Genomic DNA, 23,085 nt, shown 5'->3' with positions numbered 1-23,085 from the left:
GTTCGGCTTGCTCCGAAGCAATCAGAACTCATAGGAGTAGATCTCCTGCCTCCCTCAGCGCCTCCGCGAGTCGACGTTCGGCTGTCGGCAATTGCGCAGCCACGGACGCGGCGCCGCTCGCTCTTCGGTGCGGATCTGCACCGCGGTCATAAGCGGCGTGCGCAACCGCGGTCCACAACTCAGATGCGGTCTTTGCAGCCTCCGCTGCTTTAAACGCAGGTTCGAAACTCAACTCTTCAGCGACGCGCCGACATCCACGTGCTTGCAGATCTCGGAACAGACCGCCTCCGGTTCCGGCTTTTTCGATGAAGGCGCTCAGCGCAAACAAGGCTCCGTCGAGGGTGTCGTCGTCAAAGATCTTCGGCCACCGCTTGAGATCCTCCACAAAAGTCGATACCCCTGGTAGCCCACGCACCTGAATTTCACAATCGGAGTCCTCGGTGATCGGCGCGCTCACACACGAACCCTGCATCGCGTCCGCGGACCTACGGAAGGCCGACCGGGCAGCATTGCCGAGATCTGGTGCCGCGCCGGGCCACTCGACTACGTAGGTGGTGTGCCGCGTGGGGACGGGAAATCCCGTCGATGCCCGCGCCTTCCGTAGATTCTCGTAAGGCACGGCTTGAGGTGTATCGCGATCGTTATCGACCACGAAGGCGAGTTCCTCGTCGTCGTCGTACCCTACGATCACGACATCGTGCCGGCTCATACTCAGACGCGTTCTCAGATAGGGCAATTCGGCGATGTCAGTCCACACCATGACCGGCGTACCGGCATCGATCTGTTCGGTCACCCATTTCCACCCGAGATCGGGGTCGTCTGTCGAACGACACTCGAAGCGCGCGCCCAACCGGGTCAAGTATTCGTCTTCGAGGTCCGCGCTGCGTCCAACGAGGTAGATCGGTGGACGTAGGTGGGCCGAGCGAACATACGAGAAGTCGAGGGCCCCGCCGAGAGCAAACACGATGCCTTCGTCCGGGGTGTCATCACCCCAACGGATCCCGGCCCATTCGGTCAAATCCCGAAGAGCCCCCGATCCGCAGTGGCCGCCCATGTCGTGGCGATACGGCACCACCATCGATGCCATCAGTCCTCCTCCTCTAGATGACTAACGTGCGGGCGGCAACTCCTCTGAGTCATAGGGAACGCGAGATGATTTCCTTCATCACCTCGTTCGTGCCGGCATAGATTTTTTGCACGCGCTGATCCACCCACAACCTCGAGATGGGGTACTCGGTCATGTAGCCATATCCGCCGTGAAGCTGCATACAGTCATCGAGTACCTTCATCGCTCGCTCAGTGGTCCACCACTTCGCCATGGCGACGGTCTGCACGTCGAGTTGACCCGCAAGGTGCAGGTCGATGCAGTAGTCGAGGAACACTCGTGCGATGCGCGTTTCTGTCGCGGCTTCAGCCAGCGTGAACTTGGTGTTCTGAAAGCCAAAGACAGGCCGACCGAACGCCTCCCGCTCACGCGTGTACTTGAGCGTCTGCTCCAGGGCAAGTTCCATCGCTGCGACAGCCCCCACCGCGACGATGAGTCGCTCTTGTGGCAGCTGCGTCATCAGCTGAATGAAGCCCTGTCCCTCAGACTGGCCCAGTAGATGCGAGCGCGGAACTCTCACTTCATCGAAGAACAACTCGGAGGTGTCCTGGCCGCGCTGGCCGATTTTGTCGAGAACCTTGCCGCGCCGGAATCCCGCCCGGTCAGCCTCGACAACGATCAAAGAGATGCCCGCAGCGCCCTGGCTCGGATCTGTCTTGGCAACAACGATGATGAGGTCGGCCTGTTGGCCGTTGGTGATGAAAGTCTTGGAGCCGGTGATCACGTACTCGTCACCGTCCAGGAGGGCTTTTGTCTTGACGCTCTGCAGATCGGACCCGGTCCCCGGTTCTGTCATGGCGATCGCCCCGATCATTTCACCGGACGCCATCTTGGGAAGCCACTGCGCGCGCAGCTCTTCAGTCGCGTACTGCAGGATGTAGTGGGCGACGATTCCGCTGTGCAGTCCCGCGCCCCATGAGCTGTCACCTATGCGGGCCTGCTCTTCAAGCACGACCGCTTCGTGCGCGAAAGTGCCACCGCCTCCGCCGTATTCCTCAGGTATAGACATGCAGAGCAGGCCCAGCTCGCCTGCTCGGTTCCACAGTTCTCGGTCGACGTGGTGCTGGTCTGCAAAGCGGTTCGCATGCGGCGCCAATTCGGCCGAGAAGAACTTCGCAGCGAGGTCACGAAGCTCGAGTAATTCGGCATTCATCCAGGGAGAGATTGGTGAGGACATGATTACCTTCCGACTGTTGGAATTCCAGGGATTTGACGTTATGACGTTTCGATTTCGATGAGGTATTCGCCGGCAGAGTGGCGCGCACGGATGACCTTTTTGTCGTACTTTCCGACGCTCGTCCTCGGAATATCGGACACGAAGCTCCATCGCTCGGGAATCCACCATTTGGCGACTTTGTCCGCAAGGAACGATCGGAGTTGGTCAATGTCAACGTCGGTTCCGGGGTGGACGACGACAAGCGCCAACGGCCTTTCCTGCCATTTATCGTCCGCGACGCCGACTACCGCCGCTTCGTACACGGCAGGGTGGCCGATCAGCGTGTTTTCCAGCTCCACCGAGGAGATCCATTCGCCACCTGACTTGATGACGTCTTTCGAGCGGTCGGTCAGTGTCAGATAGCCCTCGGCGTCGATCTTGCCCACATCACCGGTACGCAGCCATCCTTCGTCGAACTTCTCCGTATCGTTGTTTCCGAAATAGGACCCGGTGATCCAGGGACCGCGCGCCTGGATCTCCCCAACTGATTGCCCGTCCCACGGCACGTCTTTCCCGTCGTCGTCCCGCAACCGGATTTCGACACCGCAGATCGGTCGGCCCTGGGATGCGCGCAGCTCCCAGCGCCGCGTCGCGTCGGCTCTGTGAGCCGGACGTGCAACGGTCGCCAACGGAGAGGTTTCGGTCATACCCCAGGCCTGCACAATGGGCACGTCGTACTTCTCTTCGAATGCCCGCATCAACGAAAGCGGAACAGCAGACCCCCCGCACGCGACCAGCCGTAACGAAGAAATGTCCCGCTCAGGGTGCGAATCCAGATATCGGTCGACATCGTTCCAGATCGTCGGCACTGCACCGGCCAAGGTCGGTCTGGTGTCTTCGATGATCGACACCAACGGTTCGGCTTGGAGATACCGGTCAGGCAGTACCAGATCCGCACCGGACATCAACGCTGCGTAAATAAGCCCCCACGCATTGGCGTGAAACATTGGGACGATGGCCAGCACACGGTCGGCCTCGCTGACTGACAAAGCGTTAGCTGTGCAGGCGGTCAGGGAGTGAAGGTACGTCGAACGGTGGCTGTAGACGACGCCTTTGGGATCTCCGGTGGTACCGCTCGTATAACACATGGCCGCGGCGGACAGCTCGTCGAGCTCAGGCCAGTCAAATGATTCTTCTTGGCCGGCAAGCACTTCCTCGTAACGCAGAACGGTCTTCCCGCATCCCTGGAGCGGGGCAAGGTCGCCCTCTCCGGTGACGATGACGGTGTGCACCGACGCCATCGCTGGGAGCGCGCGCGCCAACAACGGGGCAACCGAAGCGTCGACTAGGACGATCTGATCGCTCGCGTGATTGGCGATGTACGCCAGTTGCTCTGGGGCCAAACGAATGTTGAGCGTGTGCAGGACCGCGCCCATGGAGGGAATCGCACAGTAGGCCTCCAGATGTTCCTGGTTGCTCCACTGGAAGGTGGCCACGCGTTGGTCTGCCGTGACGCCAAGACTGCGCAGCGCATTGGCAAGGCGAGCCACTCGCGCCAGCACAATGCGGTAAGGCGTTCTCCGATATCCATTTCCGGTCGGAGTGACGACCTCGCTGTCACCGTGTATGGCTGCCGCATGCTGGACGATCGCCGACACCGTGAGCGGAACATTTTGCATTGTGCTTTGCATCGTGTAGTGCCCTTTCAGGCGAAGAGGTCGGGACGGCTGTTCGGCTGATCGATGAATGTGCCGTAATGCGTTCTCAGTGCTTGCAGGATGTCTGCTAGGGGTAGATCGTCGTAGGCTCCCCGGTCGCGCAGATACTCCATGTGCTGGGTGCCGTCAGCGGTGAAACCATGGAGTAGCGCGTCGCTACGGCCGTCGAATTCGATCGGCGAGACACCGAAGCGTGCGCACAGCTCGCGATTGAACGCCGGGGTGGCCTTTACCCACGCACCGTTGAGGAACATGAGACTGTAGCCGTGGTAGACGAAAACGTCGCTACCACCCATCCGCTCGCGCAATGCCTTGGTCTGGAGGTGGTTTCGGACGTCGGCGAACCCCAGCCGCGCCGGGATTCCCGCCGCTCGGCACGCTGCAGTCAAGAGCACGGCCTTCGGGACGCAGTAGGCCCGTTCTGCGGTCGCGACGGTGCTGGCGCGATACGCGTGCGGGTTGTCGGTCACCGTGTAGGGGTCGTACCAAATGGAGTCACGGACCGCGGTGAAGATGGCGATGGCCTTCTCGGTGTCGCCGCAGGCACCACGGATCGCCGATGACACGAAGTCACGTACCGAATCTTGTTGCCAGTCAAGAAACTCCGTGGGTTCGAGGTAGGGGCTGTGGTCGACGGTCATCGGCGCTTCATCTCCAACGGAAGTCCGTCCACCGGAATGGGCAGCGAGGTGTTGTCCCATCGGACGTGATAGTTCTCCGGAACCTTCCAAGTGAACGAACGCAGCATCCTGTGCAGGATTGCTTTGACTTCGAGCGTCCCGAATTGCATGCCGATGCACTTGTGCGCTCCACCTCCGAACGGAACCCAGGCGAATCGGTGGTGTTGGTCTTCGCGCCGAGGCTCGTCGAAACGTGAGGGATCGAACCGCTCCGGATCACTCCAGATCGTTCGATCGAAGTGATTCACGGCAGGCGTTATAGCGCATAACGTGTTCGAGGGGATGTGATATCCATCGATGGCGACATCTCGAACCGTCTTGCGCATCACCAGCGGAACAGGTGCAAGCAGTCTGAGCGCTTCCTTGATCACGAGGTCGATGACCGTCATCTTCTCCAGGGCCTCGATGTCCGGCAACCCGTCACCGATGGCCGCGGCTTCCGCAGCCGCAGCCTCCTGCCACTGCGGATACTTGGCAAGGAAATAGGTGACCGCTGTGGTGGTGATCGTCGAGGTGTCGTGGGCCGCCATCATCAAGAAGATCATGTGATTCACCACATCCTCGTCGGAAAACCGCTCCCCGTCTTCGGTCGTGGCTTGACAGAGAGCAGCGAACAGATCCTCCGTTTCACCGGCTCGCGCGGCCGGCAGATGCCGGAAGAAGTAGTCCTCCAAAACGCGCCGCCCTTGCACACCAGCGCGGAATCTGGTTCCCGGAAGCGGAGCACGCACAAGGGAACTCGCCGCCCGGACCGTAGCGACGAACGCCTTGTTGACAGCATCGCTCTCGTCCTTGCCGCGGCCGCCCATGAAGACGTCGGTAGCGATGTCGAGGGTGAGTTCCTTCAACAGTGGGTAGATTCGAACCGACGGGCCCACCGGCCACGCAGGCACTGCCGAGCGAACGCATGGCGTTACCTGTTCGACGTATCCGGTCAGGCGCGGACGCGTAAACGCCTCCTGCATGATGCGCCGGTGCATCAAGTGCTCGTCGAAGCTCATGAGCATCAAACCGCGATGGAAGAAGGCGTCGATCAGGAAGGACCAGCCATCCTGAGAGAATGCTTTCGCTTCGCTCGTGAACGCCTCTCGAGTGGCGTCAGGGCCGGCGATGACCACCATCTTGGTGCCGAACGCGCCCATCCACGACACCGAACCCAGACGGTCGTAGCGCTCTCGACTGAAATCCGAGCCGAATCGGATGTAGTCGAGCGTGTGACCTACGAAGGGCAGTCCGGCATCCCCCCGGACGGCTTTCAATCCACTGCCCGCGGGTGCCGGTGCCAGTTCACGAACCGGCCAGTCCCGGCTCCATCGACGCCATCTGTCGTCGACGGCGTGAGGCGCGGGGACCATGATCACAGAGGACAACCGCTCCTTCACGTGGTGCGCAGGTGCGAGAAGGTGATTCGTCATGGTTCCTCCTGGACGCTGGGCCGCTTTGACGGCGTCCACCAGTCTTTACAAAGATGCCATTGATGTCAATATCTAGACATTATTGGCCTAGCGGTTAAGTGCGCGTCTCGTGCCCTTAGTCGGCCAGGCTCGGTTCTGCAGGGTCTCAGACCTTTAGACGCCCGACGTTTCTCAAGACGTAATCGCCGCTGTGCGGCTTCCGGGTAAGGAGTCGATAAACCAAGGTAGGCCCCGGCCAGTTCGTCGGGATTTCCCCGCTCGAGGTTCGATACCAGCTCGCACACAGCGCCCACACCGACCTCCGTAGTCGCCTTCTCAAGCGCGTGTTGTAGCGTTGCGCGCTCTCCGTCCTGACATCGATCGCATGACCCGGATGAGCAGCCACGGCTTTGATGAGCGTTGCGATGTGACGGACTTGTGACTCGATCATGTAGAGGATCGACCCCGAGCCCACATTCGTGTTGGGACCATAAAGCAGGAACAGGTTCGGGAACATGGGGACAGTGATGCCCAGATATGCGTACGCCTGGGTCTTCCACACCTCGGCCAAGGAGACTCCGCGAGAGCCGCGCACGGACATCGGGGCGAGAAAATCGGTGGCGCGAAACCCGGTTCCGTAGATCACGACATCTGCAGGACGAAACTCTCCATCCACGGTCTTGACACCGTTGTCGCAGAGCTCTGCGATAGCCTTCGGCACCAACGACACGCGATCACTCGCGATTGCTGGATAGTAATCATTCGAGAACAGCACTCGCTTGCACCCTGGCGCGTCCGAAGGCATCAATTGCTCGCGCAAAGATGGGCTAGCAACCTGCCGATGTAGGTGGCGGCGCGCGATCGCACCGAGGACGCGTGAGAGGGGCTTCGCGTCGACTAGCGTCACAGCGAGCAACTCGAAAATTAGCCATACCGCGAAACGCTCGAGGCGCAGCGCCATCGGCAATAACTCGCTCACCCTGTCGTGAAGGACTCCATACCTGCTGTCCCACTTCGGCAAGATCCACGGAGCCGTGCGCTGATATAGCGTGACATGCTCCGCCTCCTGGGCGATGTGTGGCACGAATTGGATGGCACTAGCTCCTGTGCCGATGACGGCTACTTGCTTGCCGCGAAGCGAAACCGATCGGTCCCAACGCGCCGAATGAAAGCGCGGCCCCTGGAAGGTGTCTGCGTCGGCAATAACGGGTACGTGGGGCAAGGAGAGCTGACCCACGGCCGAGACGACGACATCGCAGGTTATTGTCTCGTTCGAGTTCGTAACCAGGGTCCAACGCCCTAGCTGGTCATCGAAGGTCATTGCGACAACTTCGGTCTGGGTACGCAGATGCGCGGCCAGTCCGCCACTCTCCACGAGTTGTTGGAGGTACTTGAGTATCTCGGGTTGCTCGGCATATCGCCGTGACCAACGAGGATTGGGCTTGTACGAGAGTGAGTACAACGCTGACGGCACGTCGCAGGCCGCTCCCGGATAGGTGTTGTCACGCCAAACACCCCCGATGTCTGCAGCCTTTTCCAGGATCGTGAAGTTCGTGAACCCGTCCTTCTTCAGCCGGTGGGCCATCGCAACCCCGGCGAAGCCGGCCCCGATGATCACGATCGACGGATCGTATGCGCGACAGGCCGTCGCGAAGTTGCTGCTCATGAGGCAGAGACGACTGACTTCACGCTGCGGCGGTCGAGGTGGTGTAGGTGTAGGAGCATTGCCTGTTCGGACACTTTCACCTGACTTCCGAGGCTTCAAGGAAGCGTCCCGCTCGATGAATCGCGTCTCGGGCTTCGGGAAGAATCCGGAACATAGCCTGGAATACATGGATCTGTCCCCGGTATACCTGGATCTCGACGTGGGATCCAGCTGATTGAAGTCGCTCGGCGAGACGGCGCGAGTCATCGATCAACATTTCTCTCCCGCCCACCTGAATGAGGATCGGCGGCATCGAGGTGAGGTCCGCGTCAAGCACGCTGAGGCGCGGATCTCCGCGATCTGCGCCACCTACGTAGAGGTCAAGAGCGCGCGCCGCTGATTGAGCGGAGGCAAAAGGATCCCGGCGGCGAATTTCACGCGCTCTGGCAAGTTCGCACCTGAGATCCAGGACGGGAGACATCAGCAGCATCGCATCAGGGAGCGGCAATCCAACTGCACGTGCGCCCAAGGCCGTGGCCATCGTGAGCTGACCGCCCGCTGAATCGCCGGCAACCGCGACGGTGCGCTGACAAGAACCCGGGGACCCTCCGCTGGTAAGCCAGCGATACGCATTCAGCGCATCGTCCGCGGCTGCGGGATAGGGATACCGCGGGGCAAGACGATACTTCACTGCGAAGATGGGGCGCCCGCTCGCCGAGGCGAGTTCACCAAGAAGACCGCGGTGCGTCTCCGGCGAGCACATAGAATAGGCGCCGCCGTGGATGTACAGCAAAGGGTTGGCATGCGGATTAATGGCAGGCGTGGTGATCCAGTCCCCACGAACCGGGCCTCCGGCGAATACAGTGTCAACCTTGCGCACTGTGACGCCGCGCCGAGGCCGTGAGGCTACGAGCGCTGTTCGAAGCACGCGATCCATCACCGCAAGTCCGTAGGCGTTTGATGGCATCAGCTGCGCCAGTGGCCGCAGCGTGGTTCGCGAGGACATCGCGACGAGATGACTGGCAAGACTGGGCTGCCAGTCAGGGGCATCCATTCTGGTCACCGGGGACACACCTCTTCGGGCCGATTCTCGAATCGGTAGTCCGAGAGGCGAAAGGTGCGGCTCCGCCAATAGGTCTCCAGAGTCGTTGATGGACGGAGTGGAACGTCACCGTGCCTGTCGAAGTAGTAGCTGTTGGCATTGGAACAGCTCGGCTGCCAGAAAACCTGTCTGTGACGCCGCCTTAGCACTTCGGCGAAATAACGGTCGTTCGCCTCCTTCTTGACCTCCACGCAGTTAGCACCCAGCGCCCGCGCGCGACGAAGACACCGGACGATGTGCCGACTCTGCGCCTCGATGAGCGTGAAGTACGAGGAACCGTTGTAGCCGTACGGGCCGAAGATGTTGAAATGATTCGGAAATCCCGGGACGCTCACCCCTTCGAAGGCCTGCAGTCGATGCTCGTCCCACCATGTAGCCTGCTCCAGCCCGCCGCGTCCCTTCAATACGTAAGTTGGCATGTTGCCCGACTCCATCACTTTGAAGCCGGTGGCCAGGATCAAGACGTCAATGGGATGAGCTTTGCCGTCTCGAGTATGGACGGATGCATGGTCGATATGGGTTATGCCGCTCGTCTCGAGCGAAACGTTGGACCGGTTGTACGTTGCGAGATAGGAATTGTGGAAGCTGGGTCGTTTACAGCCCAACGAGTAGCGCGGAATGAGTTGTTCTCTCGTCGTCGGGTCATGGACCTCACGCCGCATGTACCGCTTTGCGGCGCTCTCCATGACATCGGCGAACGGTATCACCGTATGAAAGTGAGCGGCGATTGGGAAAGTGATTTCCACGAACGCCTGGCTGGCGGTCCGGGTCGCCAATTGTGCCCCCGGCAGGAAATGTAGAAGCCTTCCACCCCACGTCGGTATGGGGAAGTCTGGCTTCGGCAGACAATAAATTGGAGTTCGCTGAAATACCGTCAGACTCTCTGCTTTCTTTGCGACTTCGGGTATCAGTTGCACCGCCGATGCACCGGTACCGATTACTGCAACCCTCTTCCCGCTGAGATCTTTGGCATTGTCCCATCTAGCCGTGTGGAGCGTAACGCCGGCGAAATCTCGCACCCCCTTGATTTCAGGCCACTTTGGCCGACTGAGAACGCCGGAGCAATTTATCACGAAGCGTGCCGTGAACTCCTCACCATTGGCACTGGTCAAATGCCACCGTGTTGCGTTCTCGTCGAAACAAGCCTCGGTAATGGTTGTGTTGAAACGAATATGGTCCCAGAGCCGATACTTTTCAACACATCGCTCGGCATAGGCTTTGAGCTCATTGCCGTGGGCGTACGTGCGCGACCAAGAGGGCCGCATTTCGTATGAGAATTGATAACTGAACGACGGTATATCGACAGCGATACCCGGGTAGGTGTTCCAGTGCCACGTACCACCTACGCCATCGGCGTCATCAACCATCAAGAAGTCGGTAAATCCCGCCTTCATCAAGCTAATGCCAGACCCGATGCCGGAAAATCCAGCTCCTATGATAATTATCTCGTAATTACGGTCGGACTTGCGATCCATTCCTGTATTTCACCGTTCTGACGGTCAGCCCTGCAAACTTGTATTCAGAGTGATTGCGTCAGCTCGACGTGTGTATCGTCGCGCCGGGTTATCACGTAATCATGAGGATCCAAGCGGGATAGTTCTCTCATAAACTGGGTCGCGAAACCTGGGTACATCGTGCCGTTGTAGCCGTCCTCGGTCAAATACCAACTGCTGCACCCCGAATTCCAAGTCGTTCGTCGAAGGCGGCGCTGAATTTCGGAGTGATAGCGGTCCTGACGATCCTCCCTCACATCCAAAGTGCCGATGTCATTTTGCTGAAGGAGCTTGATCGCCTTGACTATATAGTCAATTGCAGCCTCCATATATACGAGCGCCGAGTTGTGGCCTGGCCCGGAATTCGGTCCGAAAGTGAAGAATAAGTTCGGATACCCGGCCACGCTCACGCTCTTGAAGGCAAATGTCCCCTGAGACCATTCATCGCCGAGCTTCCGACCGCCGAGGCCGCTAATCGGGAACGGGGTGCCACGTTTGGCCACATCGAAGCCAGTGGCAAATACGATACAGTCCACTTCGTGCTCGACACCGTCGGCGGTCCGAACACCGTTGGGTGACAATGTGGCGATCGGCCAGCTGATCAGCTTGCAGTTATCCGCCTGTAGCGCAGGGTAATAATCACTGGTCATGAGCATGCGCTTGCATCCAGGCCTGAAATGGGGCGTCAACTGACGTCTCAACCAGGAGTCTTTCACCTGCCGACGGAGATGAGCCTTGGCCGCCAGCTGTATCGCGGACGTCGCGGCGGTGTTCCAGACCATACCCACTGCCATCACTTCGTGGGCCCAAAACCACGCGTCGCGGAGCGCTTGTTCGCTCACCGGCAGGTGTGTGAAGGTCGAACGCGCCCAGGCCGGATGCCTGAAGTTCACCCTGGGCAACACCCAGCCGGGCGTTCTCTGGAAGACTTTGACCGAGGCAGCCGACTTTACGAGCTCGGGAATGATCTGAACCGCGCTCGCGCCTGTCCCGATGACTGCAACCCTCTTACCGCCGAGATCGTAGCCATGGTCCCATCGAGCGCTGTGGATCTTTTTTCCACCGTACGAGTCAATACCCCGAATATCGGGAAAGCTGGCGTTGGCAAGTGGTCCACTGGCCATCACAACTGACCGGGTGTGATACCGCTTTCCATCTGCCGTGTCGGCCATCCAGATGCCGGCACTCTCATCGAATTCCAAGGCAGTCACGTCGGTATCAAACTGGATGAACCGGGCAAGATCGTACTTGTCGACCATATCGTCGATATATTCGAGGATCTCAGCGCTCCCCGAGTAGGTACGAGTCCAGCCCGGATTCGGCTCGAACGAGTAGGAGTAGAGAAGCGAGGGAATATCGCAGGCCGCACCGGGATAAGTATTGTCTCGCCAGGTGCCTCCGACGCGATCTGACCGTTCCAGGATGACGAAGTCATCCGTGCCCTCTTGAAGCAGTCTGATCGCCGCACCGATACCTGCGAACCCGGCGCCGACGATCAACGTCGTCGTGGTGCCTGTCATTTGGCAACCGGTTCGTAGGTCAGTTCGTCCGTCCAGGATGGCGGCCGACCGAAAATCTGAACAGGGAAAACATCGATCGCATTGCCAAGGCGCTGAGACACGAAGTGCAGAGGCTGGGACCGCTTGATGGACGACGACATGTGCGCCTTCAAGATGTGATAGCCGGGCACCCTCCGCGTATGCTCACTGCGATCGCCGACATTGGCATACCGCGTCACTGCGTTGTATAACTTCTCCTCGGACAGACCCATAGCGTTGAGATTCATCAACATGCGCGTCAGGAGCGGGATATACAGCAACGCGCCGGTGAGAATGCGCGGGTCGACAAGAGCACCCGCAGTTTGAATGGCGTGGATTCGCATCGGGCTGGCGCCCAGGTCATTCAAGACCTGGAAGCCAACCGCGAGATGCCTTGATTCGTCGCTGTTGACCTTGTTGAACACCTCCCCGCACACAGGGTCGTCAACCTCATCGAGGAGAAACTTCAGCAGCGCTCCATCGAGCGCAGTCTCCAGTGCCGGAATCGCGGCCCCGATGACGGTCAGGGGCAGGGCTTCCGCATAACGGTCCAGCCATTCGATGACCAGCCGAATATTCTTGTTCGGGACCGGTTTCTCGCCTTCCTCGAGCATGCCCCAGCGACGCATCAAGGCAAGTTCGGCATTGGCGTGACGCTGCTCCTCGGCGTGAAAGTAACGGTAAATGTCTCCGAGCGCTTCGAATGGCGCCTTTGGAGCCATCGCGGCGAAGGCACGTGCTCCAACATGCTCAATCCACACCACGTCGGACATGAATTGCTTGAGTTTGGGACGCTGTTCATCGGTGATCAGTTCCGCGCCAGGGGCGTTCCAATCGATATCGGCAAGAGCCCATTGCTTGTTTTTGATTGTCTCGAGCATGTCACTGTATGCGAAAGCCATTTTCCCTGCTCCTCTACTCGGCTGAATCGTTCCATGAGGCCATGCGCTCCACGAGGCCCAGCGTGCGAGTAAAGGGGCCGGGTAGGGCTCTCTTGAGTTGCCACAAGACTTTGGCATCGAGTTGGGGTACTACATAAATTTGTCCGCGATCGTGCGCGTTCAACGTCGTTCGAGCAACGTGCTGTGGCGAAATGCCGGTCCATTTCATCAGGTTGGCCGCGAGTCTTGCAGCCGCCTCGTCGATTTGAGGATTGTTGACGATGTTCGTCTTCACGAAGGTGGGGCAAAGCACTGTGACGTTGATGTCAGTACCGCTCAGTTCGGCCGCCAATGTCTCCGACAGAGCGAGCACCCCGGCCTTGCTCACGTTGTAAGCCGCCATCCGAGGGGCCGAGCCAAAGCTCGCTGCCGACGCCACATTGATGACTCCGCCATGCCCATTGCTGCGGAGCCGAGGCACAAAAGTCTCGCAGCCGTAGATAACGCCCCAGAGGTTGACAGAAATCGCCGCGTTCCAGTCCTCGATCGACGTCGCGCCGATGCGGTTGCCGCCCGCACCGATTCCGGCGTTGTTGATGACGAGGCTCGCAGCCTTCTCGAACCAGTCTTCGCTCACATCAGCGAGGTTGCGGACCTGCTCAAGATCGGTGACATCGCATTCGATGTCGAAGCCCTCGCCGCCAGCCTGCCTCACCAACTCTGCCGACTCTTTTGCAGTGACGGGATCTTTGTCGGCGCACACCACGCGTCCACCTCGGCGCGCAAGCTCCACGGCGAATGCGCGGCCGATACCGCTTCCTGCGCCCGTGACGACTGCATCGGCGCGGTGCGTTCTGCCTGGTGCGCCGCCGAAGGGCAGCAATCTCATCCGTCTGCCTTTCGGGTCGCGACATGGACGTCTGCTGTGGGGAAACTCTCATCTGGGGGCACCAGCCACCATTGGTGTCGCATGCCACCAGTTTGGTGGTGGAACGAGCACCTTGTCAAGATGGAGAGGTGCGGTCGAGAAACAAGCGCTGGGGTGGTCGGACCGGGGCCGAGCGTCGTGCCGAGCGACGGCAGCAATTGATCGAGGCCGCAACCGAGATTTGGAGTGAGAGCGGTTGGGCCGCGGTCACTATGCGCGGCGTATGCGCCCGCACAGGGCTGAACGATCGATACTTCTACGAGGGCTTCAAGACGCGCGATGAGCTGCTCGTTGCTGCGTGGGATGGCGTCCGCAATGACATGCTCGGCGAGGTCGCCGCGCTCTTCAACGAGCGTGCGAATCGGCCGCCGATCGAAACCATCACCGCGGCGATCACCATCGTGGTCGACCGGATCGCACGCGATCCCGGCCGGGCACGCATCCTCCTCGCTCAGCATGTCGGTAGCTCACCGCTACAAGACCGCCGCGCCGTGGCGCTACAGGAAGCAACGCAGTTGGTCGTTGAGGCAAGCCGGCCACACCTCCGACAAGATGCCGACGAGATAGCCCTTCGCATGGACACCCTGATCGCTGTCGGGGGATTCGTCGAAGTCATCACCGCCTGGCACTCCGGTTTGCTTGCGGTGACCGAGAAAGAAGTGGTCGCGCACACCAGCAGACTTGCTGAAACCCTGGCTCAACGCTATGTCATCAGCGACTGATCGAGGCTCACAACAGGCCAGCCAGCCCCGTGGCGATCGCTGCGAACCGCATTTGCGGGTCCGACCGCCACCTTCACCGGCCACCGAGCACCGAATCCGTGAGTCACCGACGCGTCGCACCCTGTTCGGAAGGAGCGACGCAGGAACGGTGCTCCTGCGTCGCCGCACTTCCGCATCTTTGCTATCCCGACGAAGCGATAACTCGCTGTGAACCGTCTTGGTCGAACAGTTCTTTGCTCCAATGCTCCAGGACCGCGGCGCTGTCCCAATCATCAGGATGGAAACCCGGGCGATTGTAGGAACGGAAACGCCGCAGCGCATCGGCGGTGAACATCGGGGTGCGACTAAAGCGGTACAGACTGCGCACCAGGGTGACCGGGTTATATGAGGCTCTATCAGCGGCCATAGACAAGGCAGTCTGCAGAATGAGCTCGCCGAACAGAATTACTGAAGCGATCCGCATGCCCCGTACACGGGTGCGCTCGGTTGCTCCCACCAGCCGATAGACATCAAAGGCAACCGCTTTGTGCTCCGACTCCTCGAAGGCATGCCACAGCAGAATCGGTCGAACCTCTGTCTGGCCGATGAGCTTCTGGGCGTCTTCGCTGGTAAGAATGATTTCTGCCAGCGTAGCGGTGTAGTGCTCCAACGCGGAGGTCATGGACAGCCGCATTTCCGGCGAAAAGCGCCGTTCCAATCGCTTGATCAAGCGTCCGACATGACGGTCGATTCGCGCGGTCGGATAACCCATGACCTGGAGTCGCTCGTTTAGGAGACGATGCTGGTGTCGATGTGTGGCCTCTTGTCCGATGAAACCCTTGACCGCTGTCTCTAGTTGGGGATCGTCGATGGAACTCTGGAAGTTCCTGACCGAGCGGATGAAGAAATCCTCGCCTTCCGGGAACGTCGCAGAAAGCACCGAGATGAAATGGCTCATCACCAGGTCGCCATCGACAAAATGTTGCCGCTTCGTGGAGGTCGGCATCGGAAACCGAACGCGCCTGGGTTTTGGCAGCACCCGGGTCGGGGTCGGGGCTTGATCGTCCGACATTTGAGGTCCTTCCTCGAAGTTTGGATCTGACTTTATGCCTTGTCAGATAAGACTGCCAGACTGTAGGACATGAGTCCAGCACGTGTCTATGGCGGGCTGTCCGCAACTCAACGCGATGCACAGCGTCGCGTGATGTTGATTGATGCCGCGGTCTCAATCATGGGCACCCACGGAGCTACCGCGTGCACCGTGACCGCCGTGTGTGCGAAATCAGGAGTGACGAGCCGGTACTTCTACCAACAGTTTCGCGATCGAGACGCGCTCTTGCGTGCGGTATTTGCCAAGATCTCCACTACCTTCCAAGCGGTGATAACCAGCGCCATTCCGGACGACACGGTTGCTCCTCAAGAACTGGCTTACGCTCCGATCAAGGCCCTGGTTCAGGTGATCGAGAACGATCCCCGCATGGCCCGCATACTGTTTGTCGAGTCGGGCGCAGAACCCCTCCTTCGGCAGCTGCGAAGCGATCTGATGACCGATTTTGCGGAGCTGGTGCTCAGAGAGGCCCGCTTGCACCTCGATATACCCAGCGATGTGCTCCAAGTCGCAGATCTCGCCGCTACCTACGGTGTCGGGGGCCTGTTCGAGATACTCCGTCGCTGGATAGATGGACAACTGAACCTCTCGACTGAAATGCTCATCGAGCACTGTGCGGGTTTTCTCGGCATTCTCGGCCTGTATACCCTCGGACAGGCGCCTGATCAGGCCGCTCCGCCGCTGGCCAAAGCCGAGGAGACCCGATAGATTCTGGCCGACCGGCGTTATGCACTACTCGGTTGGCTGAAGGGCATGGCGCGACACTGACAATCGCTGCGGGTGTTCACCCGAGATCGCGAACCGTAGACTCCACGCGCGCCGGACGAGGAACTCGATACGACCTCGCACGGGCCCTGTGTGCCGTCCCTCCCCAGTCAATTCCTTCGATCGCTCGATCTGCAGCGAACGCACCGCTTCGATCCTCGCCATTCGACGGAACCACGGCGCGGAACAAATCCGACGCCCGCCTGCGCCGTTGTCACCTGATGTTAATTGCGGCTAACATCAGCGCCTAGTAGATCGACGTCGATGCTCGCCCGGAAGGAAAACTTTGGTACAGGTCCTGCCCGATCGGGTCGACGACACCGCGCCCGGCTATCTCAAGAACCGCGAAGGACTGAGCGCGCAACTCGACACCATCGCGGAGCAACTGGCGCTGGTCAACGGCGGCGGCGGCGCGAAATACGTTGCGCGCCACCGTAAGCGGGGCAAGCTGCTTGTCCGCGAGCGCATCGAGCTGATGCTCGACCCCGACACGGCGTTCCTCGAACTATGCCCCTTCGCCGCCTGGGGCAGTAAGTTCCCCGTCGGCGGTAGCGTGGTGGTAGGCATCGGCGTGGTCGAGGGCATCGAGTCGATGATCATCGCCCACGACCCCACCGTCCGCGGCGGCGCATCGAACCCTTATACCTTCCGCAAGGTGTTCCGCGGCATGGCCATCGCGCGGGAGAACCGACTGCCCATCATCAACATCGTCGAATCTGGCGGCGCCGACCTGCCCACACAGGCAGAGATCTTCGTGCCCGGCGGACAGCTGTTCCACGACTTGACCCAGCACAGCGCAGCGGGGCTGCCGACACTGGCCCTGGTCTTCGGCAACTCGACCGCGGGAGGTGCGTACGTCCCGGGCATGTGCGACTACGTCGTGATGGTGCGCAACCGTTCCAAGGTGTTCCTCGGCGGTCCGCCGCTGGTCAAGATGGCCACGGGCGAGGTCTCCGATGACGAGTCGCTCGGCGGCGCCGACATGCACGCCCGCACCTCGGGGCTGGCCGATTACATGGCCGAGGACGAGCAGGATGCGATCCGCATCGGCCGTCGCATCATGGCGCGGCTCAACTGGCGGAAGAACGGCCCCGGACCCACCACGCCGCCGCACCCACCGGTGCACGACCCCGATCAGCTGCTCGGCATCGCGTCGGTCGATCCGAAGGTGCCCTTCGACCCCCGCGACGTCATCGCCCGAGTGGTCGACGGCTCGGCCTTCGACGAGTTCAAACCTCTCTACGGCACGTCACTCGTCACCGGCTGGGCCTCGATCCACGGCTTCCCGGTCGGCATCCTCGCAAACGCACGGGGCATCCTGTTCAGTGAGGAGGCCGAGAAAGGTTCGCAGTTCATCCAACTGGCAAATCAGATCGACACCCCCCTCATCTTCCTGCAGAACACCACCGGTTTCATGGTCGGTGCCGAGTACGAACAGGGCGGCATCATCAAGGACGGCGCCAAGATGATCAACGCCGTATCAAACAGCACGGTCCCCCACGTGACCATCACCATGGGTGCGTCCTACGGTGCCGGGAACTACGGCATGTGCGGGCGATCGTACTCACCGCGTTTCCTATTCGCTTGGCCTAACTCGAAGTCGGCCGTGATGGGTCCGGCGCAACTGGCCGGAGTGCTGTCCATCGTGGCGCGCGAGTCCGCCGCCGACCGCGGGCTGCCCTTCGACGAGCAGGCCGACGCCCAGATGCGCGCCGCCGTCGAGGAACAGATCGAGCGCGAATCCGTCGCACTGGCCAACAGCGGCCGACTTTACGACGACGGGATCATCGATCCCCGCGATACGCGGACCGTTCTCGGGTTCTGCCTGTCGGTGATCCACAACGGCGAGGTCCGTGGCCAGCGTGGCTACGGCGTGTTCCGGATGTGATGGCGATGCCCAAGATCCGCAAGGTCCTGGTCGCCAACCGTGGCGAGATCGCGCGGCGGGTGTTCCGCACTTGCCGCGATCTCGGGATCGCCACCGTCGCGGTCTATTCCGACGCCGACGCCGACGCGTGGCACGTCGCCGACGCCGACGAGGCCGTGCACCTTCCCGGCTCGTCTGCCGCCGAGACCTACCTCGACATCCACCGGATCATCGCCGCTGCCTCGCTCACCGGCGCGGACGCAGTACACCCCGGCTACGGCTTCCTTTCGGAAAACGCCGGGTTCGCGCGCGCCTGTGCCGCCGCCGACCTCGTCTTCATCGGTCCGCCGCCCGGGGCGATCGACGCGATGGGCTCGAAGCTGCAGGCCAAGAAGACGATGTCCGACGCGGGGGTGCCTGTGCTGCCCGGTGGCGACACGACGGGGCTATCGGCCGAGCAGCTGGCGAAGCTGGCCGCCGACGTCGGCTACCCCGTGCTGGTCAAGGCCAGCGCCGGCGGCGGTGGCCGAGGCATGCGCATTGTCGCGTCGCCGGACGAGCTCGACGAAGCGGTCACCTCCGCTTCGCGTGAGGCCGCCGCCGCGTTCGCCGACGGCACCGTCTTCCTCGAGCGTTACGTCCAGCGCCCACGCCACGTCGAGATCCAGATCATGGCCGACACGCACGGAAACGTCGTCTCTCTGTTCGAGCGCGAGTGCTCCGTGCAGCGTCGACACCAGAAGGTGATCGAGGAGGCGCCGTCACCGGTCGTCGACGACGCGTTGCGCGCTCGGATGAGCGAGGCCGCCATCGCCGCCGCGCGCGCCGTCGGCTACGTAGGCGCCGGGACGGTCGAGTTCGTCTACGACGCCGCTCAGGATGGCAAAGCCGACTCCTTCGCCTTCCTAGAGATGAACACCCGGCTGCAGGTCGAGCACCCGGTTACCGAGCTGATCACCGGCCTCGACCTGGTGCGTGCCCAGCTGCTCGTAGCCATGGGCCGCCCGCTGCCTGAGGAGATGCACAACCCGCGAATTCGCGGTCACGCGGTCGAGGCCCGGCTGTGCGCCGAGGATCCGGCCGATGACTACCGGCCCTGTACCGGCACCCTGCGCACCTTGGATGTCCCGGCGCTTGCCGGCGTGCGGGTTGACTCGGGTTTTCGTGCCGGTTCGGTCATCAGTCATTACTACGATTCGCTGCTGGCCAAGGTCATCGCGTGGGCACCAACGCGCGACGAGGCACTTGCCAGCCTCTCGGCGGCGCTGGCCGGCGCCCGTATTCACGGCGTGACCACCAATCGCAACCTGCTTGTTCGCGTCCTGCGCCATGACGAGTTCGCCGGGCGGGGCACCGACACTGGGTTCCTTGACCGACACGACGTCGCCCAACTCGGCGCTGCCCTCCCAGACACGCAGTCCGAGCGCCTGCACGCCGTCGCGGCGACCGTGGCCGGGGTGGCCGCGCGGCGTGCCGTCGCAACTCTGCAGGCCACGTTGCCCGCCGGCTGGCGCAACAACCCTTCGCAGCCGCAGACCACAACCTGGCAGACCCAGGGCGGGCGCGAAGTGCGCGTCGGGTACACGTTAGGTTCGACAGGGACCTGCCTGCAGGTCGACGACGAGCCGTTGGCCGACGTCGAGGTTGTCGAGGGCAGTAGCGAGCGGGTGGTGCTGCGCGTCGACGGGGTGCGCCGCACTTATGATGTCGTCCTCGACGGCGATGTTGCCCACCTCGACTCGGTCGCCGGCTACTCCGCCCTGCGGCTGGCGCCACGCTTCGTCGACCCGAGCACTCTGAACCCGCCCGGGTCGCTCACCGCGCCGATGCCGGGCTCGGTGATCCGACTACCGGTCGCCGAGGGCGAGACGGTGTCAGCCGGTCAAACGCTCGTCGTCCTGGAGGCGATGAAGATGGAGCACACCGTCGCGAGCCCGATCGACGGGGTGCTGAGCGCCCTGCCGGTCCAGGTCGGCCATCAGGTCTCGAGCGGTGACGTCCTCGCCGTGGTCGAGGCGGTGGACGGCGGTGAAGTGGCGTCGGACGCCACGGAGCTCTAATGAAGCCGGCGCGCTCCCGATCGGTGGCGCGTCGATACCGATGTGAGGAGTGTCATGGAATTGCACGAGACAGAGGAACGTCAGGACCTGCGCAAGGCGGTCGCCGAGATCGCCAAGGACTTCGGACACGAGTACTACCTGGAAAAGTCGCTGGCCGGCGGGAAGAGCACCGAGCTGTGGCAGGCCGTGGGCAAACAGGGCTTCCTCGGGGTGAACCTTTCCGAGCAGTACGGCGGCGGCGGCGGCGGCATCTACGACATGCAGATCGTCGGTGAGGAGCTCGCCGCGGCGGGCTGCCCGCTGCTGATGACCGTCGTCTCGCCGACCATCTGCGGCACGATCATCCAGGCATTCGGCAGTGAGGAACTCAAGCAGCAGTGGCTGCCGGGCATCGCCAGCGGCGAGACGATCATGGCATTCGCGATCACCGAGCCGGACGCGGGCTCGAACTCGCACAACATCTCCACGACCGCGAAACGCGACGGCGACGACTGGGTCATCAACGGCACCAAGTACTACATTTCTGGTGTCGACGAAGCCGAAGCGATCCTGGTCGTCACCCGAACGTCTACCAACGACAGTGGTCGCGGACTACTCAGCTTGCTCGTCGTGCCCACCGATGTCCCCGGGCTCACCAAGTCACTCATCCCGGTGCAGGCGGTCACTCCAGAGAAGCAGTTCACTCTATTCTTCGATGACGTCCGCGTGCCGGCCGCCAACCTTATCGGCGCGGAGAACGAGGGCCTGCGCCAGGTCTTCATGGGCCTGAACCCGGAGCGAATCATGGGGGCGGCGCTCGGCAACGGCATCGGTCGCTACGCGCTGGATAAAGCCGCCGATTACGCCCGCAACCGCCACGTGTGGGGAACGCCGATCGGCTCGCACCAAGGCGTATCGCACCCGCTCGCCCACGCCAAGATCCAGGTTGAGCTGGCCCGGTTGATGACTCAGCGTGCCGCCTCCCTGCACGACGCCGGCGATCCGGGGTCGGGTGAGGCGTCGAACATGGCGAAATATGCCGCAGCCGAGGCGGGCATCCTGGCGCTCGACCAGGCGATTCAAACCCACGGCGGCAACGGCATGGCCACCGAGTACGGCCTCGCCACGTTGTGGGGTCCGGCCCGGCTCATGCGCACCGCGCCGATCAGCCGCGAAATGATCCTCAACTTCGTGGCGCAGCACAGCCTGAAACTGCCCGCGTCCTACTGAGTCGCCGCGGAATGAAAGGGAATCGAATGCAACTCGGCATCGGTCAGTGGGTGAGCCGGCGCGCCTTCCTCAACGGCGGGCGCACCGCGTTGATCAGCAACGGCGCGCACATCACCTACGCCGACCTCGATCGGCGCACCAACCAGGTCGCCGCCGCACTCATCGCCCTCGGCGTGCGCAAGGGCGATCGGGTCGCGATGCTGCTGGTCAATTCGACCGAGTTCATCGAGGTGCTGCTGGGCTGCGCCAAAATCGGCGCACTTGCAGTTCCGCTCAACGTGCGCCTTGCCGGACCCGAGATCGGCTACATCCTGGCCGACTCAGGCGCCGATGTTCTGGTCTTCCACGAGCCGTTCGCCGCGCAGGCCAGGAGCGCCGTCACCGAGTCCGGAGTCCGCGTGCGCCATGTCGTGCGCGCCGGTGGGGTGCCGGCGCCGGGCGAGCTCGGCTACGAAGACGTCGTCTCGGGCGCCGCGCCCGAACCGCTCAACGGTGACGTCGACGGCCGCGACCCCGCGTTCATCATGTACACGTCGGGGACGACGGGCCGACCCAAGGGCGCGATCCTCACCCACGACAACCTGCTATGGAACGCGATCAACGTCCTCGGCACCGACATCGGCCTGCGGGGCGAGGACGTCACCGTCGCGGTGGCGCCGATGTTCCACATCGGCGGGCTGGGAGTACACACCCTGCCGCTGTTGTACGTCGGCGGCACCAGCGTGATCATGCCGTCCTTCGAGCCGCGAGCGACGTTACAGGCGATGGCCGACCACCACGTCACGGTCCAGTTCATGGTGCCGGCCATGTGGACCGCACTCACACAGGTGCCCGACTTCGACTCCTTCAACCTGTCTGCGCTGCGTTTCGCCATGGGCGGCGGGTCGCCCGTCCCCCTCACGGTCATCGACTTCATGCGCGAGCGAGGCGTGCCCTTCACCGAGGGCTTCGGCATGACCGAGACCGCTCCCTTGGTGACCGTCCTCGACGCCGAGAACGTCAGCACGCGGGCCGGGTCGATCGGCCGCGTCGCAATGCATGTCGACGCCCGCATCGTCGACGACGACGACCGCGACGTCGCGACCGACACCGTGGGCGAACTGATCGTGCGCGGCCCGAATGTGTTCACCGGCTACTGGATGAAGGCCGAGGCGAGCGCCGAGGCGTTACGCGGGGGCTGGTTCCACACGGGCGACCTCGGGCGCATGGACGCCGAGGGCTTCATCACCCTCGTCGACCGCAAGAAGGACATGATCATCTCCGGCGGCGAGAACGTCTACCCGATCGAGGTCGAGCAGGTTCTCTTCCGCCACCCGGCGGTGTTCGACGCCGCCGTGATCGGCGGTAAGGACGCGAAGTGGGGCGAACGCGTCGTCGCGGTCGTGGTCGCCGACCCGGCGACACAGGCGCCGAGCGCCGAGGAGATCGTAGCGTGGTGCCGGGAGCGGCTGGCACACTTCAAGTGTCCGCGTGACGTGCACTTCGTCGCCGAACTGCCGCGCAATGCCACCGGCAAGCTGCTCAAGACCGAGCTGCGCGCGCAGTTCACGGGCATCGAGGGCGGAGTCGTTTTGCGCTGAGTCGTGCCGCTGCACATCGCGGGTTCGAAGCAGGGCCCCTAAATCATGAACTGAGAAGAGGATGCGACAGCATCGGCGGGGGCTAGCGGTTTCGTTCACCTCCCTTGATTTGGTGCGGCGGGTGCCGACGCAGGCAACCCCAGCGCCGGTAGGAT

At 61.9% G+C, this 23,085-nt stretch carries 18 protein-coding genes; 6 read left to right on the top strand and 12 right to left on the bottom strand.

From position 1 onward, the window contains the following. Positions 1–28: 28 nt before the first annotated feature. From RMCB_RS21540 to RMCB_RS21490, 11 genes are all read right to left on the bottom strand, one after another. A complete protein-coding gene (locus RMCB_RS21540) occupies positions 29–1,087 on the bottom strand; it encodes a BtrH N-terminal domain-containing protein (RefSeq protein WP_005086581.1) in 1,059 nt (352 codons plus the stop codon). A 49-nt stretch (positions 1,088–1,136) separates the two neighbouring features. Further along, positions 1,137–2,282, bottom strand: a complete 1,146-nt coding sequence (locus RMCB_RS21535) for an acyl-CoA dehydrogenase family protein (protein WP_005086582.1) — start codon at positions 2,280–2,282, stop codon at positions 1,137–1,139. Positions 2,283–2,320: 38 nt separating this feature from the next. Then, the gene (locus RMCB_RS21530; protein ID WP_017205326.1) at positions 2,321–3,940 is read right to left on the bottom strand and encodes a fatty acid--CoA ligase; all 1,620 of its coding nucleotides are present in this window, start codon (positions 3,938–3,940) and stop codon (positions 2,321–2,323) included. A gap of 26 nt (positions 3,941–3,966) precedes the next feature. Then, entirely contained in the window at positions 3,967–4,620 is a 654-nt protein-coding gene (locus tag RMCB_RS21525) for a transglutaminase-like domain-containing protein (RefSeq protein WP_011560574.1), read from the bottom strand. Beyond that, on the bottom strand, positions 4,617–6,074 hold the full coding sequence (locus RMCB_RS21520) for a cytochrome P450 (protein ID WP_011560575.1): 1,458 nt from the start codon (positions 6,072–6,074) through the stop codon (positions 4,617–4,619). Before RMCB_RS21520 ends, RMCB_RS21525 begins: the two co-directional genes overlap by 4 nt. A 145-nt stretch (positions 6,075–6,219) precedes the next feature. Beyond that, a complete protein-coding gene (locus RMCB_RS21515; protein ID WP_017205328.1) occupies positions 6,220–7,719 on the bottom strand; it encodes a flavin-containing monooxygenase in 1,500 nt (499 codons plus the stop codon). Between the two features lie 76 nt (positions 7,720–7,795). Continuing rightward, on the bottom strand, positions 7,796–8,761 hold the full coding sequence (locus tag RMCB_RS21510) for an alpha/beta hydrolase (RefSeq protein WP_012296509.1): 966 nt from the start codon (positions 8,759–8,761) through the stop codon (positions 7,796–7,798). Next, positions 8,758–10,275: a flavin-containing monooxygenase gene (locus RMCB_RS21505; protein ID WP_011560579.1), complete on the bottom strand. Its 1,518-nt coding sequence runs from the start codon at positions 10,273–10,275 to the stop codon at positions 8,758–8,760. The genes RMCB_RS21510 and RMCB_RS21505 overlap by 4 nt, the downstream gene beginning before the upstream one ends. Positions 10,276–10,319: 44 nt before the next feature. Further along, positions 10,320–11,813 carry a flavin-containing monooxygenase gene (locus RMCB_RS21500; RefSeq protein WP_011560580.1) on the bottom strand — a complete coding sequence of 498 codons (1,494 nt, stop codon included), beginning with the start codon at positions 11,811–11,813 and terminating at the stop codon, positions 10,320–10,322. After that, complete coding sequence (locus tag RMCB_RS21495; protein WP_005086594.1) at positions 11,810–12,733, bottom strand: hypothetical protein; 924 nt, start codon at positions 12,731–12,733, stop codon at positions 11,810–11,812. Before RMCB_RS21495 ends, RMCB_RS21500 begins: the two co-directional genes overlap by 4 nt. A 13-nt stretch (positions 12,734–12,746) precedes the next feature. Further along, positions 12,747–13,601: an SDR family NAD(P)-dependent oxidoreductase gene (locus RMCB_RS21490; protein WP_011560581.1), complete on the bottom strand. Its 855-nt coding sequence runs from the start codon at positions 13,599–13,601 to the stop codon at positions 12,747–12,749. A gap of 197 nt (positions 13,602–13,798) precedes the next feature. Between RMCB_RS21490 and RMCB_RS21485 the strand changes: the two genes are divergently transcribed. After that, a complete protein-coding gene (locus tag RMCB_RS21485; protein ID WP_005131302.1) occupies positions 13,799–14,362 on the top strand; it encodes a TetR/AcrR family transcriptional regulator in 564 nt (187 codons plus the stop codon). A 181-nt stretch (positions 14,363–14,543) separates the two neighbouring features. Here RMCB_RS21485 and RMCB_RS21480 read toward each other — a convergent pair whose 3' ends face one another. After that, positions 14,544–15,413, bottom strand: coding sequence for a metal-dependent hydrolase (locus RMCB_RS21480; protein WP_011560583.1), 870 nt, complete (start codon positions 15,411–15,413; stop codon positions 14,544–14,546). 69 nt (positions 15,414–15,482) lie between these two features. Here RMCB_RS21480 and RMCB_RS21475 point away from each other — a divergent pair, with 69 nt between their 5' ends. From RMCB_RS21475 to RMCB_RS21455, 5 genes are all read left to right on the top strand, one after another. Then, complete coding sequence (locus tag RMCB_RS21475; RefSeq protein WP_011560584.1) at positions 15,483–16,157, top strand: TetR/AcrR family transcriptional regulator; 675 nt, start codon at positions 15,483–15,485, stop codon at positions 16,155–16,157. Positions 16,158–16,500: 343 nt separating this feature from the next. After that, on the top strand, positions 16,501–18,102 hold the full coding sequence (locus tag RMCB_RS21470) for an acyl-CoA carboxylase subunit beta (protein WP_011560585.1): 1,602 nt from the start codon (positions 16,501–16,503) through the stop codon (positions 18,100–18,102). Positions 18,103–18,107: 5 nt separating this feature from the next. Continuing rightward, on the top strand, positions 18,108–20,141 hold the full coding sequence (locus tag RMCB_RS21465) for an ATP-binding protein (protein WP_005116476.1): 2,034 nt from the start codon (positions 18,108–18,110) through the stop codon (positions 20,139–20,141). 54 nt (positions 20,142–20,195) lie between these two features. Continuing rightward, complete coding sequence (locus tag RMCB_RS21460; protein WP_011560586.1) at positions 20,196–21,350, top strand: acyl-CoA dehydrogenase family protein; 1,155 nt, start codon at positions 20,196–20,198, stop codon at positions 21,348–21,350. 26 nt (positions 21,351–21,376) lie between these two features. Next, positions 21,377–22,930: an acyl-CoA synthetase gene (locus RMCB_RS21455; RefSeq protein WP_011560587.1), complete on the top strand. Its 1,554-nt coding sequence runs from the start codon at positions 21,377–21,379 to the stop codon at positions 22,928–22,930. The last annotated feature ends 155 nt before the right edge of the window (positions 22,931–23,085 follow it).

Source organism: Mycolicibacterium brisbanense (assembly GCF_001570425.1).
Lineage (GTDB): Bacteria > Actinomycetota > Actinomycetes > Mycobacteriales > Mycobacteriaceae > Mycobacterium > Mycobacterium brisbanense.
Note: the sequence above shows the minus strand (reverse complement) of the source record. Positions and strands in the feature narration are given on the sequence as shown.

Bases quoted from the DNA above. Each gene is read 5' to 3' on its own strand.
- RMCB_RS21495 (WP_005086594.1), bottom strand. From the start codon at position 12,733: ATGGCTTTCGCATACAGTGACATGCTCGAGACAATCAAAAACAAGCAA.
- RMCB_RS21530 (WP_017205326.1), bottom strand. From the start codon at position 3,940: ATGCAAAATGTTCCGCTCACGGTGTCGGCGATCGTCCAGCATGCGGCA.
- RMCB_RS21490 (WP_011560581.1), bottom strand. From the start codon at position 13,601: ATGAGATTGCTGCCCTTCGGCGGCGCACCAGGCAGAACGCACCGCGCC.
- RMCB_RS21515 (WP_017205328.1), bottom strand. From the start codon at position 7,719: ATGAGCAGCAACTTCGCGACGGCCTGTCGCGCATACGATCCGTCGATC.
- RMCB_RS21500 (WP_011560580.1), bottom strand. From the start codon at position 11,813: ATGACAGGCACCACGACGACGTTGATCGTCGGCGCCGGGTTCGCAGGT.
- RMCB_RS21525 (WP_011560574.1), bottom strand. From the start codon at position 4,620: ATGACCGTCGACCACAGCCCCTACCTCGAACCCACGGAGTTTCTTGAC.
- RMCB_RS21455 (WP_011560587.1), top strand. From the start codon at position 21,377: ATGCAACTCGGCATCGGTCAGTGGGTGAGCCGGCGCGCCTTCCTCAAC.
- RMCB_RS21535 (WP_005086582.1), bottom strand. From the start codon at position 2,282: ATGTCCTCACCAATCTCTCCCTGGATGAATGCCGAATTACTCGAGCTT.
- RMCB_RS21480 (WP_011560583.1), bottom strand. From the start codon at position 15,413: ATGTCGGACGATCAAGCCCCGACCCCGACCCGGGTGCTGCCAAAACCC.
- RMCB_RS21505 (WP_011560579.1), bottom strand. From the start codon at position 10,275: ATGGATCGCAAGTCCGACCGTAATTACGAGATAATTATCATAGGAGCT.
- RMCB_RS21475 (WP_011560584.1), top strand. From the start codon at position 15,483: ATGAGTCCAGCACGTGTCTATGGCGGGCTGTCCGCAACTCAACGCGAT.
- RMCB_RS21460 (WP_011560586.1), top strand. From the start codon at position 20,196: ATGGAATTGCACGAGACAGAGGAACGTCAGGACCTGCGCAAGGCGGTC.
- RMCB_RS21520 (WP_011560575.1), bottom strand. From the start codon at position 6,074: ATGACGAATCACCTTCTCGCACCTGCGCACCACGTGAAGGAGCGGTTG.
- RMCB_RS21540 (WP_005086581.1), bottom strand. From the start codon at position 1,087: ATGGCATCGATGGTGGTGCCGTATCGCCACGACATGGGCGGCCACTGC.
- RMCB_RS21465 (WP_005116476.1), top strand. From the start codon at position 18,108: ATGCCCAAGATCCGCAAGGTCCTGGTCGCCAACCGTGGCGAGATCGCG.